Origin of the sequence: Microbacterium sp. ProA8 (assembly GCF_039905635.1) — a bacterium.
Taxonomy (GTDB): Bacteria; Actinomycetota; Actinomycetes; order Actinomycetales; family Microbacteriaceae; genus Microbacterium; species Microbacterium chionoecetis.
On sequence record NZ_CP157000.1, the window covers coordinates 3,544,410 to 3,558,051 of the forward strand.

Annotated in this window: 14 protein-coding genes and 1 tRNA gene; 5 read left to right on the top strand and 10 right to left on the bottom strand. The window is 71.2% G+C overall.

The annotated features are described in order from the left end of the window. Positions 1–19: 19 nt before the first annotated feature. From ABG085_RS15985 to ABG085_RS16000, 4 genes are all read right to left on the bottom strand, one after another. On the bottom strand, positions 20–616 hold the full coding sequence (locus ABG085_RS15985; protein ID WP_347976729.1) for a class I SAM-dependent methyltransferase: 597 nt from the start codon (positions 614–616) through the stop codon (positions 20–22). Between the two features lie 283 nt (positions 617–899). After that, a tRNA-Arg gene (locus tag ABG085_RS15990) sits at positions 900–972 on the bottom strand. Positions 973–1,088: 116 nt separating this feature from the next. Then, positions 1,089–1,484 carry an MmcQ/YjbR family DNA-binding protein gene (locus ABG085_RS15995; protein WP_347976730.1) on the bottom strand — a complete coding sequence of 132 codons (396 nt, stop codon included), beginning with the start codon at positions 1,482–1,484 and terminating at the stop codon, positions 1,089–1,091. Between the two features lie 31 nt (positions 1,485–1,515). Beyond that, a complete protein-coding gene (locus tag ABG085_RS16000) occupies positions 1,516–2,145 on the bottom strand; it encodes an asparagine synthase (RefSeq protein WP_347976731.1) in 630 nt (209 codons plus the stop codon). 103 nt (positions 2,146–2,248) lie between these two features. On the opposite strand from ABG085_RS16000, the gene ABG085_RS16005 reads away from it, so the two are divergent. Together ABG085_RS16005 and ABG085_RS16010 are read left to right on the top strand one after the other, a co-directional pair. Continuing rightward, complete coding sequence (locus ABG085_RS16005; protein WP_347976732.1) at positions 2,249–3,115, top strand: SDR family oxidoreductase; 867 nt, start codon at positions 2,249–2,251, stop codon at positions 3,113–3,115. Positions 3,116–3,247: 132 nt separating this feature from the next. Beyond that, positions 3,248–3,439, top strand: coding sequence for a hypothetical protein (locus ABG085_RS16010; protein WP_347979223.1), 192 nt, complete (start codon positions 3,248–3,250; stop codon positions 3,437–3,439). Between the two features lie 127 nt (positions 3,440–3,566). On the opposite strand, the gene ABG085_RS16015 is transcribed toward ABG085_RS16010, so the two are convergent. The 5 genes from ABG085_RS16015 to ABG085_RS16035 form a co-directional block, all read right to left on the bottom strand. Next, entirely contained in the window at positions 3,567–4,511 is a 945-nt protein-coding gene (locus ABG085_RS16015) for an aldose 1-epimerase family protein (RefSeq protein WP_347976733.1), read from the bottom strand. A gap of 220 nt (positions 4,512–4,731) precedes the next feature. Beyond that, positions 4,732–6,243 (bottom strand): L-arabinose isomerase, encoded by a 1,512-nt coding sequence (araA, locus tag ABG085_RS16020; RefSeq protein ID WP_347976734.1) that lies wholly within the window; start codon positions 6,241–6,243, stop codon positions 4,732–4,734. A gap of 114 nt (positions 6,244–6,357) precedes the next feature. Next, positions 6,358–7,965 (bottom strand): FGGY-family carbohydrate kinase, encoded by a 1,608-nt coding sequence (locus ABG085_RS16025; RefSeq protein ID WP_347976735.1) that lies wholly within the window; start codon positions 7,963–7,965, stop codon positions 6,358–6,360. Beyond that, a complete protein-coding gene (locus ABG085_RS16030) occupies positions 7,962–8,765 on the bottom strand; it encodes an L-ribulose-5-phosphate 4-epimerase (protein ID WP_347976736.1) in 804 nt (267 codons plus the stop codon). Before ABG085_RS16030 ends, ABG085_RS16025 begins: the two co-directional genes overlap by 4 nt. A gap of 216 nt (positions 8,766–8,981) precedes the next feature. Continuing rightward, entirely contained in the window at positions 8,982–9,980 is a 999-nt protein-coding gene (locus ABG085_RS16035) for a LacI family DNA-binding transcriptional regulator (RefSeq protein WP_347976737.1), read from the bottom strand. A 59-nt stretch (positions 9,981–10,039) separates the two neighbouring features. On the opposite strand from ABG085_RS16035, the gene ABG085_RS16040 reads away from it, so the two are divergent. The 3 genes from ABG085_RS16040 to ABG085_RS16050 are packed head-to-tail and all read left to right on the top strand — an operon-like array spanning position 10,040 to position 12,470. Continuing rightward, entirely contained in the window at positions 10,040–10,978 is a 939-nt protein-coding gene (locus tag ABG085_RS16040) for an oxygenase MpaB family protein (RefSeq protein WP_347976738.1), read from the top strand. 53 nt (positions 10,979–11,031) lie between these two features. Further along, positions 11,032–11,883: an NAD(P)-dependent oxidoreductase gene (locus ABG085_RS16045; protein ID WP_347976739.1), complete on the top strand. Its 852-nt coding sequence runs from the start codon at positions 11,032–11,034 to the stop codon at positions 11,881–11,883. Then, positions 11,880–12,470, top strand: coding sequence for a DUF1992 domain-containing protein (locus ABG085_RS16050; protein WP_347976740.1), 591 nt, complete (start codon positions 11,880–11,882; stop codon positions 12,468–12,470). The genes ABG085_RS16045 and ABG085_RS16050 overlap by 4 nt, the downstream gene beginning before the upstream one ends. Positions 12,471–12,516: 46 nt before the next feature. Here ABG085_RS16050 and ABG085_RS16055 read toward each other — a convergent pair whose 3' ends face one another. Further along, on the bottom strand, positions 12,517–13,542 hold the full coding sequence (locus tag ABG085_RS16055; RefSeq protein ID WP_347976741.1) for a LacI family DNA-binding transcriptional regulator: 1,026 nt from the start codon (positions 13,540–13,542) through the stop codon (positions 12,517–12,519). Between the last annotated feature and the right edge of the window lie 100 nt (positions 13,543–13,642).

Sequence of the window (13,642 nt, forward strand, 5' to 3'; positions counted from 1 at the left end):
TGACCGGTCGTTCATCACGTCAGGACGCGCTGATGATCAGGTACCGCTCATCTGCGATGGGTCCACCCCAGTAGGACGGGTCATCCAGTATGCGGAGCGCCACATCTTTGCGCTGATCGGTGACGAGTCGGAAGCACTCGTCAGCAGTCAGGCCGACTCCCGTGTGCCAACGACCTTCGATGAGGATCAGCACGCCGTTCGGGGTGAGGAGCGCGATCCACTTCTTCAGCGCTGCAGCAGGATCGTCCATCGCCCACAGGACATGGCGGCACAGGACGACGTCGAATCTCCCCTCCGGCAACGGGGGCTCGGCGGCATCGGCCACGACGAACTCCGGCCGTGGGATCGTCTGCTCCGCCTTTGCTCGCGCTCGGCGAATCATCTCGGGCGAGAAGTCCACACCGCTCACGAGGTGCCCGCCTTCCGCGGCCAGAAGGAGCGACAGGGCGCCCGTGCCACACCCGAGGTCGGCGACCCGCAGCCCGCGACCGTTGATCAGGGGGATCAGCAGATCTGCCCAGGCTCCGCGCACCTCGGGATCCCGGAGCCCGTGATCGGCCGCATCATCGAAGGCCACCGCCTCGGCATCCCATAGGGCTCTCGCGTCGTCCGTCATCCCCCAATGGTTCCACTCAGCACCGACCAGACACAGGATGAGGCAACCTGCATCCGGCCGACCGTCGCGAACGCCGCGAGCGGTCCGACCTCCGCGTGGGCTGCACGCCAAGGACGGAACTGGTGCACACATGCGTGCACACATCGAACGGCGATCCGTCTAGATCTGGTGCGGCGACGTCAGATGGTCAGGCCGGGCAATCGAAAACGGATCTCGCCTCGCCAGAAACACGAAAACCCGCGGAGATCCGCGGGTTTTCAATGCTTACTGTCTCAACACAGTGTGCGCCCGAAGAGACTCGAACTCCCAACCTTCTGATCCGTAGTCAGATGCTCTATCCATTGAGCTACGGGCGCATGTTGTTCGCAGCAGCGCACAACGTCGTCAAGAATACCCCACGCTCCCCCGGGGCGCGAATCGGCGGCAGGATGCCGGGTTCCCGGGCGTGTTCGCCGGGCGCGAGCCTGATCGCTCAGGCGTCCCGCGCATCGAGCGCACGCAGCTGACGCTGCAGGGCGACGATCCGGTACGACGTGTCGAGGAGTTCGCCGAGGAGCTCCCAGTCACCGGCATCTGGTTCGATGCGGAGGGCGAGCCAGCCGTAGGCGCCCTCGTAGGGCGGCACGAAGACGTCGTCGCGTTCCAGGAGCACAGGCCGCTCGAGGTCGTCGGGCACGAACAGCACCGCCGGTTCGGCGGCGGAACCGACGATCGCGAACTGGCGCTTGCCGGCGCGAAACGTGCAGCGTCCGTGCGAGATCGCCTCCACGGCTTCGGGATAGGGCATGCACAGCCCTCGGACGCGGGCGACGAGCGGGTGTTCGGGCGGGAACCACATCGGATGGGTCGGAGCCGCGTCGCCGTTCACAGGCCGAGCGTAGCGTCGGGGAGATCGAGTGTCAGGAGTCGAGCTCTGTGACGTCGATGCCGGAGATGCGCGGTGACGCCGCTGCCGGCTCGGCGGCGGGGTCGGCATCCGTTTCCGCCTCCTCGCGGTGACGCTTGTGTGCGGCCAGGCGCGGGATGTCGACGAGGCGGATCGACTGCATGCGTGCCGCGCGCATCCGCTCGTAGTCGGGGTCGAGATCCGGGCGCATGCCCTCGACCCGCAGGCGGCGCTGCAGGTTGGCCTCGACGTCGCCCCACGCGGCGTCGCGTGACTGCTCGATGAGGGACCGCACCACATGCGGATCGTCGGCCATCCGCCGGAGCGCATGCGCGACCCCGGAGTACTGCCGGCCGCGCCTGCGGAGGTTGCGCGTATCGCGATCGCGATAGTCGTGCGTGCCGTCGGAATCGGTGAACTTGCCCCACGCCTTCTTGCGCTGGCGCCTGACCAGCTCGGCGGCCTCATCCTGCTCGTCGGCGAGGGCGATGAGCGTCTCACGGGCGAACGGCGTGAAGGCGACGACATCGAACTGCTCGTCGTGCGCGATCGTCTCGACGAGGATGCGGTTGCGTATCGCCAGGCGCGCTGCGGCGGACGCGATGGACACCCCTTCGGCGATCGCCTCTGCGGTCTTGCCCATCGCACCTCCCTTGGAAAGGCTAGCGTCCGAAGCGGCCTCCCGAGTCAGCGAGAATCGTAGACACGGCCCGTCGACGGCGACGGCCGGAAGCGAGAGGCAGGCCGTGGCCCGAACAACTCACCGAGCGCCGACGCGACGACTGGATGTGCGGGGACGCACCACCGTCATCACCGGCGCGGCCGCCGGCATGGGCGCGGAGGTCGCCCGCCAGCTCGCCGCGCGCGGGGCGCACGTCGCGCTGCTCGACCGCGACCCCGATGGGCTCGCCGCGGTCGCCGCGAGCCTGGACGGCACCGGGCACACCTCGCACGTCGTCGACCTCACCGACGACGAGGCTGTGGCAGCCGCCGCCGCCGAGGTGGAGGCATCCCATCCCCATGTCCAGTCGCTGGTGACGTGCGCCGGATCGTCGATGCTGGGTGGCATCGACCAGCTGACCATGGCCGAGATGCGCTGGCTCATGGACGTCAACCTCTGGGGCACGGTCAACGTCACGAAGGCGCTGCTGCCGGCGCTGCGTCGCGAGCCTGCCGCCCACATCACGCACCTCGTCTCGATCTACGGTCTCGCCGCGCCGGCGGGGCGCATCCCGTACGCGATGAGCAAGTTCGCCGTGCGCGGGTTCACCGAGGCGCTGCGGCACGAGCTGGAGCGCTCGACCGTCACCGTCGGGGCGGTCTATCCGGCGGGGGTGAAGACCGGCATCATCCTGCGCGGTCGGTACGCGGCCGCGATCGATCCCGCGGTCGCCGATCGCGCCGCCGCGGCGCAGGCTGCGATGTACCACACCGAGCCCGCGGATGCCGCGGCGCGCATCGTCGAGGCGACCATCGGGCGTCGTCCGCGCACGATGGTCGGGCGCGAGGCGCGACTGGTCGACGTGCTCACGCGCGTGACGCCGACCCACTACTGGGCGCCGATGCGTCGCCCCCTGCGCGACGCCATCGACACCACGACGCCGATCCGCTGACGCAGCCGGGGCACTCGGCATCCACCGCTCCACGTATCAAGCGGTTCGCCGTTATGCAACCCCCAACTCCGTGCCGATGCCCCGGCGTAGCGTCGATGTCACCCGCTCATGAGAGGAGCGATCGTGGGATTCATGGACGACGCGAAGCAGACGGCCGAGGCCGTCGGCGAGAAGATCAAGGACGCGTGGGAAGACACCACGGATCGAGCCGGCGACAAGGTCGATGAGATGAAGGCCGACGCCGAGGTCAAGAAGGCCGAAGCGGAGCGCGACTCGGTGAAGACGCGCAACGACATCAAGGAAGACCTGCGGGACAGCACCTGACCCGCTCACGGTGAAGGCGGAGCCGACCGGGGGGCCGGCTCCGCCTTTGTCGTGAGTGCTGGGGGAATCACCCCAGACGCGCGACGGCCGGGCACAGCGACGAGGCTGCCCGGCCGATCGCGGTGGATCAGCCGATCGCCCCGATCCGCCAGGCGGCGGTGACGGATGCCGCGGGCTCGATCACGATGAGCCCCGCGTCATAGTCGTACGACCCGGCGTTGAAGGCATCGGGCGCGCAGGTCATCGGCTCGACGGCGAGGCCCAGCCGGCTCTGCGCGGCGTCGGGCTTGTCGGCGGTGTGGACCTGCACCCACGGGCATGCGGCATCCCATGACATCTCGACACCGGTGCCGGACGGCGCGGTCACGCGCACGGTGGCGTTGGCGTCCGCATCGCGCACCAGGCCCGAGTAGGCGTGGTCGATCTCGACGGCTCCGATCTGACGCGACGAACGGAAGTCGAAGCGCTCCGGATCCTCGGCGTCGACCGCCACGAGGTCGGTCGGAATGAGGCGGTCGGGCGTGACCGAGAGCACCTGCGTGGCGGGGAGCTCGAGCGTCCAGCCGTCGACGCGGCCGTCACCGGCGACGAGGTACGGGTGGGGTCCGGTGCCCCACGGCGCCGGCTCGTCGCCCTCGTTGTGCGCGGTGACGGACTGCGTGAGCCCCGCGGGGCCCAGTGAGAACGTCGTCGTGACGACGAGGCGCCACGGATAGAACGTCTGCGGCTGGATGACGGCGGCCAGGGTCACATGGTCAGGCCCCTTGTCCACCGCCTCGAAGTCGAGCCACGTCGCCAGACCGTGCAGCGCGTGCGAGCGCGCAGGCTCGGTGAGGGGCAGCTGGAAGTCTCGGCCGCCGAACGAGTACTTGCCGTCGACCACGCGGTTCGGCCACGGGGCGAGAGTCGCGCCGCGGTGCGCGGGGCGCACCTCATCGGCCTCGAACGGCACGACGAGGTCGCGGCCGCGATACGTGAGGGAACGGAGCGTCGCGCCGACGCTGGCGACGACGGCTTCGTAGTCGCCGGCGCGGAGCGCGTGCTGGGTTCCGGATTTGGGGGGACGTGCCATGGTTCGGATCCTCTTCAGGTGCAGGGAAGTTCGCCGCAGATCACAGTACCGGGAACGCTCCCAGCCATGATCCTCGCCGGCTTGGGGAGGAGCCCCGTCGCTCGCGGCGCGTGGAACGGCGCGACGCGGTTCGGGGCGCACCCCGCTCGTTCGGGGCGCACCGCGTGCGCCCCGAACGGACGCCATGCGCCCCGAACCCCGGACGACAGGGCCCCAGGGCTCACAGACCCTGCGCGAGACGGTAGTACGCCTGGTTCCAGCGCAGCTCCCGCTGGAAGCCACGCACCGTGGTGTCGTCGTCGATGACCACGAGCTCGGTGCCGGCGATGTCGGCGAAGTCGCGGAACACCTCGATGCCCACGGCCGTGGTCATGACGGTGTGGTGCGCAGCACCCGCCGCGAGCCAGCAGCCTGCGCTGGTCGCGAAGTCGGGAGCGGGCTTCCAGACGGCGCGGCCCACCGGAAGCTTCGGCAGGTCGGGGGCGTCGACGTTCTCCACGACGTTCGCGACGAGGCGGAACCGGTCGCGCATGTCGCTCATCGCCACGACCAGCGCGGGGCCGGGGTCGGCGGTGAAGACGAGACGCACCGGGTCGTCCTTGCCGCCGATGCCCAGCGGGTGCACCTCCAGGCGCGGCTTCGCGGTGGTCAGCGACGGCGAGACCTCGAGCATGTGCGCGCCGAGGATCTTCTCGTCGCCGGCGACGAGGTCGTACGTGTAGTCCTCCATGAGGCTCGCGCCGCCGGGCAGGCCCGCGCCCATCACGTTCGCGACGCGCACCAGGATGGCCGTCTTCCAGTCGCCCTCGGCCCCGAAGCCGTAGCCCTCGGCCATGAGTCGCTGCACCGCGAGGCCGGGCAGCTGCTTCAGCGCGCCGAGGTCCTCGAACGAGGTCGTGAAGGCGCCGAAGCCGCCCTCCTCGAGGAACGAGCGCAGCCCGACCTCGATCGCCGCCCCGTCGCGCAGCGACTGGTGGCGGTCGCCGTCCGGTCGCAGCTCGGGCGCGACGCCGTACGACTCGAGGTACTCGGCGACCAGGGCGTCGACCTCGGCGTCGGTGGCGGCATCCACCCTCTCCACCAGCTCGTTGACGCCCCACGTGTTCACCTGCACGCCGAACCGCAGCTCGGCTTCGGTCTTGTCGCCCTCGGTGACCGCGACGTAGCGCATGTTGTCGCCGAAGCGGGCGAGCTTGAGTGAACGGGATGCCGCCCAGCCGGCGGCCGCGCGCTGCCAGTCCTCGACCTGCTGCCGCACCGCGGGGTTCGACACGTGCCCGACGACCGTCTTGCGGGCGACGCCGAGGCGCGTCTGGATGTACCCGAACTCGCGGTCGCCGTGCGCGGCCTGGTTGAGGTTCATGAAGTCGAAGTCGATGTCGGCCCACGGCAGCTCGACGTTCGCCTGCGTGTGCAGGTGCAGGAGCGGCTTCTGCAGCGCGTCGAGTCCGGCGATCCACATCTTCGCAGGGCTGAAAGTGTGCATCCACGCCATGACGCCGATGACGTCGTCGCGCGCGTTGACGTCGAGGGCGAGGCGGCGGATGGAGTCGGAGTCCTTGAGGACGGGCTTCCACACGACCTTGACCGGGAGGCCGGCGAGGCCCTCAGCGACGGCCTGCGACTGCTCGGCGACCTGGCGCAGGGTCTCTTCGCCGTACAGGTTCTGGCTGCCGGTCACGAACCAGATCTCGTAGCCGTCGAGCGAGGTGGAGAGGGGTGTGCGGGTCATCGTGGTTCCTTCGGTTCGTTCAGGTCCGAGGCATCCGTGTCCCACTTTCGGTCGATAGAGCGGCCTCTAGCGGCGAGAAGTGGGACACGAAGGCGGGAAAGCGGGACACGGGGGTCAAGTCAGAGCGGTGACGGCGGTGGCTTCAACGGCGAGGCCGGCACGGTAGCGGTCCAGGTAGGCGGCGAAGCCGGCGACGTCGCCGGGATCGGGCTCGGCGGTCGCGATCGCGGCGCCGGCGAAGACCCGGTCTTCGAGGTAGGCGGCGAGGCTCAGCTCGGCGGCGTGCGGGAGGTAGGCGGCGAGCACGGCGATGCCCCACGCGCCGCCCTCAGACGCCGTGTCGCCGACCGACACCGGGGCGCCGAGCGCTCCGGCGAGGAAGCGCTGCGCGACACCGGCGGTGCGGAACATGCCGCCGTGGGCGAACATCCGGTCGAGGCCGACACCTTCGTCGTCGAGCACGCGCATGCCGAGGGCGAGCGTTCCGAAAACCCCGTAGAGCTGGGCGCGCATCGCGTTGGCGAGGGTGAAGCGGCTGTCGGGGGTGCGCACGAACAGCGGGCGGCCCTCGGTGAGACCGGCGATCGGCTCGCCGGCGAGGTGGTTGTAGGCCAGCAGCCCTCCGGCATCCGCGTCGCCCTCGAGCGCCTCGCGGAACAGGACCTCGTAGACCGCGTCGTCGCCGAGCGGCGTACCGGATGCCTCGGCGAAGCGCGCGAACATGCCGGCCCACGCCGCGAGCTCACTGGCGCCGTTGTTGCAGTGGACCATCGCCACGGCGTCGCCGGACGGGGTCGAGACGAGGTCGAGCTCGTGGTGCACGCGTTCGAGCGGCCGTTCGAGCACGACCATCGCGAAGATGCTCGTACCCGCGCTGACGTTGCCGGTCCGCGGGGCGACCGCGTTGGTCGCGACCATGCCGGTGCCGGCGTCGCCTTCGGGAGCGCAGAACGGGATGCCGGGGCGCAGGGTTCCCGACGGGTCGAGCAGCGCGGCACCCTCGGCCGTCAGCGCGCCGGCGGGAGCACCGGCCACGAGCACGCGGGGCAGCAGCTCGGCGACGTGGGCGACGGGCAGCCTTCCGGCCGTCGGCCCCTGCGCCTGTCGGAGGGCGTCGTAGCGCGCGAGCATCCCGGCGTCGTAGTCGCTCGTGGCGGAGTCGATCGGGAACATGCCCGACGCGTCGCCGACACCGAGCACCCTCTCCCCCGTCAGGCGCTGGTGGACATAGCCGGCGAGGGTCGTGACGAAGCGGATGTCGGGGACGTGCGGCTCAGCATCCAGCACCGCCTGATGCAGGTGGGCGATCGACCAGCGCAGCGGGATGTTCACGCCGAGCGCGTCGGTGAGCTCCGCCGCCGCGGGGCCGGTGTTCGTGTTGCGCCAGGTGCGGAACGGCACGAGCAGCGTGCCCGCCTCGTCGAAGGCGAGGTAGCCGTGCATCATCGCCGAGACGCCGATCGCGCCGAACGTCTCGGGCGCGGCGCCGTGGCGCTGCTGCGCGTCGGCGACGAGGTCGGCGTAGGCCGCCTGGAGCCCGGACCACACCTCGTCCAACGAGTAGGTCCAGAGGCCTGCCTCGTACCGGTTCTCCCAGGCGTGCGAGCCCACGGCGAGCAGGTTCGCCGGGTCGTCGGCATCCACGAGGCACGCCTTGATGCGGGTGGAGCCCAGTTCGATGCCGAGCGCCGTGCGCCCGGCGCGGATCGCCCCGGCGCTCATCGGCCGCCCTCTTCCCCGCGCTCGGTGGACGCGTCAGCGCGCTCGTCGGCCGCGTCACGGCGCTCGTCGGACGACTGGCCGTAGACGTTCTGGTAGCGATCGAACAGGCGGTCGATCGCGTCCTGCGGGATGGGGATCAGCGGGCCGGCCTCCCGCGCGTAGTGCACGGTGCGGGCGACGTCTTCGACCATCACCGCGGCCTTCACCGCATCCTTCGCCGACGTGCCGATCGTGAACGGACCGTGGTTCTGCATCAGCACCGCGCGACTGCGGTGTCCGGTGAGGGTCTCGACTATGCCGCGGCCGATCGAGTCGTCGCCGATGATGGCGAACGGGCCGATGGGGATGGGTCCGCCGAACTCGTCGGCCATGGCCGTGATGACGCAGGGGATCTCCTCGCCGCGCGCCGCCCAGGCCACAGCGAACGTGGAGTGCGTGTGCACGACGCCGCCGACCTCCGGCATGTTCCGGTAGACGTAGGCGTGCGCCGCGGTGTCACTCGACGGGCTGCGCTCGCTGCCGGGCGTGCCGGGCACGACGTTGCCGTCGAGGTCGCACAGGATCATGTTCTCGGCAGCGAGGTCGTCGTACGAGACCCCGGACGGCTTGATGACGAACAGGTCGGCGCCGGGGACGCGCCCCGAGACGTTGCCGCCCGTCCAGACCACGAGGCCGTAGCGCACGAGCTCGCCGTGGAGCTTCGCGACATCGGCCCGGACGGCGGCGATGGATGCCTCGACCTCGGGGGTGAACGCGGATGCCGGGGTCGCCGGATCGGGGCTTGTCACGGGGTCCTCCATCGGGTCTCGTGCTGACGCGGTTCATCGGCTCGCAGTGGGGATGATGTTACCGGTAACAATCCCTGCTGCCAACCCTGCCTGGAGCAGCCGCGTCAACGATTCAGGAACATCGGCGGATGTTCGCCGCGCGACCGCGGAATGTCGCGGGCTCCGGGCCTGGAGGATTCAGTTCTCCTGAATTCTCGACGCCGCCGGCGCGGGAGAGTTCGACGGTGGTCAACGAGGCGGGGCCGTTGAGGCGCGGACGACGAGCCGCGGCGCGGCAGGCCCCGGCGCCCCGGCGCCGAGCACCGCCGCGACAGCCCGGCGCGCCTCGCCCGCCAGGTCGAGCCCCACCGTGGTGAGCGCCGGGCGGTAGAACGCGGCATCCGGGTTGTCGTCGAAGCCCACGATGCTCACGTCGCCGGGCACGTCGACGCCCGCCTCGCGGAGTCCCGCGATGAGGCCCAGCGCCATCTGGTCGTTGGCCACCGCCACCGCCGTCGGACCTCCCGCGCGCACGGCCGCGGCGACCTCCGCAGCGAGAGCGGCGCCGGCCGCAGCGGTCCAGTCGCCGCTCCAGTGCGGCTCGCTCCCGAGCCTGGCGTCCTCGAGCGCGCGGCGCATCCCCGCTTCGCGCGAGCGCGCCTCGAGCCACTCCTCGGGTCCGGCGACCCGGCCGATGCGGCGATGCCCGAGGTCGACGAGGTGCGAGATGGCGAGAGCCGCGCCCGCCTCCTGCTGCTCGGCGCCGGGTCCGGTGTGCAGCGCGGCGATCGCGACCCCTGGGTGCGCGCCCGTCAGCGCCGTCAGCGTGGCCGCGTGCGGCGCGAGCACGATGAGCCCGTCGACGCCCTGGCCCAGCAGGCGATCGGCCGCATCGCGGACGGATGCCTCGTCCGAGGCGTCCGCGTACGCCGTCGCGATCCACCGGCCGGCGTCGCGCGCCGCCGCCTCGAGCGCGGCGATGCCGACCGCCGGTCCGTACAGCGTCGCGTCGGAGGCGATGACCCCGAGCGTGCGGGTGGTGCGGGTGCCGAGCGTGCGGGCGGCGTTGTTCACGCGGTAGCCGAGGTCGGCGATCGCCTGCAGCACGCGGTCGCGCGTCTCGGGTCGGATGTTCGGGTGCTCGTTGAGCACGCGCGACACCGTCTGCGTCGACACTCCTGCGGCACGCGCCACCTCGCGCACGCCCACGCGCACGGGATCGGCGGGAAGCGGCCGCGTGTCGTCCATGGCGCACACCCTATCCGCCACCCGGCGCCCGGCATCGCCGGAGGTGGCACGCTGGAGGCATGGGTGCAGACGCTCCGAAGACGCGACGACCGGCGCTGCGCGCCCGGTTGCTGACCGCTCTCGCCGGCGATCCCGACGGCACGCCGCCGTGGGTCCGGGCCCTGGCCGACGGCGACGACGCCGGGTACTTCGCAGACGGCGGCGCGGTGTGGACGGTGCACGCCGGCACGGGAACCTTCATCGCCGGCATCCGCGCCCTGCTCATCCAGGCTCTCCATCCGGGGGCGATGGCGGGCGTGCACGACTTCTCGCGCTACCGCGACGACCCGATCGGGCGCCTCACCGGCACGGTGCGCTGGATCATCTGCGTCACCTACGGATCGACCGCGCAGGCGGCGCGGGAGACCCAGCGCGTCGCGCGGCTGCACGAGCGGGTGCAGGGCTCGTACGAGTCCGTCGCGGGCCCGCGCGACTACTCGGCGGGCGACGCGGACCTCGTCGAGTGGGTGCATCTCGCCTTCACCGAGGCGTTCCTCGGCGCGCACCAGCGGTGGGGCGGACCCATCCCCGGCGGCAGCGACGCGTATGTCCGCGAGTGGGCGCAGGCCGGTCGCCTGATGCGCCTCACGAATCCACCGCTGACCGAGGGCGAGCTGCACGCCCGCATGGACGGGTTCCTGGCACGCGGCGAGCTCCGCCGCGACGCCCGAGTGGACGACGTGGTGCGGTTCCTCCGCGCGGCGCCCTTCACCGGCGTCATGCGCATCGCCTACCGCGTGCTCTTCGCCGCGGCCGTCGCCAGTCTGCCGCGCCGGTACCGGCAGCTGCTCGGCCTGCGCCGGTCTCCCCTGCCCGTGGTGACCCTCACCCGCATCGTGCTGGCGGTGTCGGCGAAGGCACTCGAAGAGGGCCCGCGCGCGCAGGATTTCGCCCGGCAGCGGCTCCGCCGGCTCAGCGGCGCGCGGCCTGCGGCGCCGGATGCCGCGACCGCCCGCTGACCTCATCCCCGCCCGAGGGCCCCGACGCGCTGTGTGCATGGCACGCTGGAATCATGCGCATCGCCCTCACCGGCTCGTCCGGAAAGCTCGGCACCGTCGTCGCCCGCGAACTGCGTGCGGCCGGCCATGACGTCATCGGCCTCGACGTGGTCGGAACCCGCGGTCCTGGCTTCGTCCAGGTCGATCTCACCGACTACGGCCAGGTGATCGACGCCCTCACCGCAGTCAACGATCGCCACGAAGGGGTCGACGGGGTCGTGCATCTCGGGGCGATCCCCGCCCCCGGCATCCGCTCCGATGTCGCGACCTTCCACAACAACATGACCGCGACGTTCAATGTGTTCTGGGCGGCGGTGAGGCTCGGCATCCATCGCCTCGTGTACGCCTCGAGCGAGACCGTGCTGGGTCTGCCGTTCGACGTCGCGCCGCCGTACATCCCGGTCGACGAGGAGTACCCGCCGCGGCCCGAGTCGGTGTACTCGCTCGTGAAGACGCTCGAGGAGCGGATGGCGGTCGAGCTCGTGCGGTGGCACCCCGAGCTGTCGATCACGGGCCTGCGGTTCTCGAACGTGATGGTTCCGGAGGACTACGCCGCGTTCCCGTCGTACGACGCCGACGCAATGACCCGCAAGTGGAACCTGTGGGGCTACATCGACGCCCGGGACGGCGCGCAGGCCGTGCAGCGCGCGCTCGAGGTCGCGCCGCCCGGCTTCGAGACGTACATCATCGCCGCGGCCGACACCGTGATGTCGCGCCCCAACGCCGAACTCGTCGCCGAGGTCTTCCCCGGCGTCGAGACCCGCGAGTTCGGCGAGCACGACACCCTGCTCTCCATCGACAAGGCCCGGCGCGTGCTCGGGTACGCCCCGCAGCATTCGTGGCGGGATCACGTCACGGGGTCATGAGCGAGGGGCCGCGCGAAGCCGCCGAACGCTACCGCTTCGAGAAGTGGCAGCGTGAGCAGGGCTTGTCATCGGACGAAGAGGATGCCGCAGACGCGGCCGCGCCGCCGGCACGGGGCTTCTCGGCGGCCGAGCGGGCGGCAGTCGTCGAGAACGCGATCCAGCAGGCGATCCGCCGAGGCGAGTTCGATGATCTGCCCGGCGCCGGCAAGCCCATCCCCGGCCTCGGCGAAAGCCACGATCCGGACTGGTGGATCCGCCGCAAGATCGAGAGCGAGCAGCTCACCGGCCTCGGTCCGCCGGCGCTCCGGCTCCGCGTCGAGAACGCCGAGCTCGACGCGCGCCTCGATGCGCTGAGCAGCGAGGCCGACGTGCGCGACGCGCTCGAGGACTTCAACCGCCGCGTCGTCGAGGCCCGGCGGCAGCTGCAGGGCGGGCCGCCGGTCGTGACCCCGACGCGTGACGTCGACGCCGAGATTGCGGCATGGCGCGAGCGCCGCACCGCGCGGATCACGGCGCAGGCGCAGGCGAAGACGGATGCCGCAGCCCGCCGCCGCAGCCCGTGGTGGCGTCGCCGCGGGCGCGAGTAGCCGCTCGCCGCGTCAGTGACGCGGGGCCATGCAGCCCGCCGCCGCGTCAGCGGCGCGGGATCGTCGAGCCGCGGATGATCAGGCGCACCGGAAGGTGGTGGGTGCCCTCGCCGATGTCCACGCCGTCGATCGCGTCGAACACCCGTTGCGCCGCCTGGCGTCCCAGCTGCTGGAGGTTCGCGTCGATGCTCGTCAGCTCGGGGCGCGAGTTGGTCGCCAGCACCTCCCAGTTGTCGTAGCCGATGACGGCGAGATCCTCCGGCACGCGACGGCCGAGGTCCCGCGCGGTGTCGAGCGCGCCGCGCGCGAGCTGGTCGGAGCCGCAGAAGATGGCGTCGACATTGGGATGCCGTTCCAGCAGCATGGCCGCGGCATCCCTCCCCCAATGCTCGGTCCACTCGGAGAACATCGGCTCTCCTACGAGCTCGAGGCCGGCCGCGTCGAGCGCTGCCCGCGCTCCCGCGATGCGATCCTGTGCGGCGGCGTAGGCGGGGTCGCCGGTGATGTGGGCGATGCGGGTGCGGCCGCACGCGATGAGGTGCTCGACGGCCAGCCTGCCGCCCGCGTAGTTGTCGGGGGTGAGCGAGAGGTCGCGCGGGTCGTCGGACGGCGCGTACGCATACACGACCGGCACCGGGATCTCCTGACCCAGCGACGGGCGGGGGTCGGTCTGCCGGCCGACGACGATGATGCCGTCGACACGCCGGCTCAGCAGCGCCTTGAGGTGGTGCTGCTCGCGGATGGCGTCGCCGCGCGCGTCGCAGAGGAACACGTTGACCTTTCCGGCACCGAAGGCGTCCTCGGCGCCCATCAGGATCGGAATCATGAAGCGGCCCTCGAGGTCGCTCGTCAGCAGCCCCACGGTGCCGGTGCGCCCGGCAAGGAGGCCCCGCGCCATGGCATTGGGGGTGAACGACAGCTCTTCGGCGGCATCCATCACCCTCCGTCGAGTGGCGGGAGCGACGTCCTCCCGGCCGTTGAGCGCCTTCGACGCTGTCGCGATCGACACTCCCGCGCGCCTCGCGACATCACTCAGCGTCGCGCTGCGTGCCCCGGACTCGTTCGCGGCCATCACCCCTCCTCGTTGCGGAAACGTTATCGAAGTAGCGTCTTGACCGCTCGTCAACTCACACGATACCGTGCCGAAAGCGGTTTCGATGATTTCGAAACCC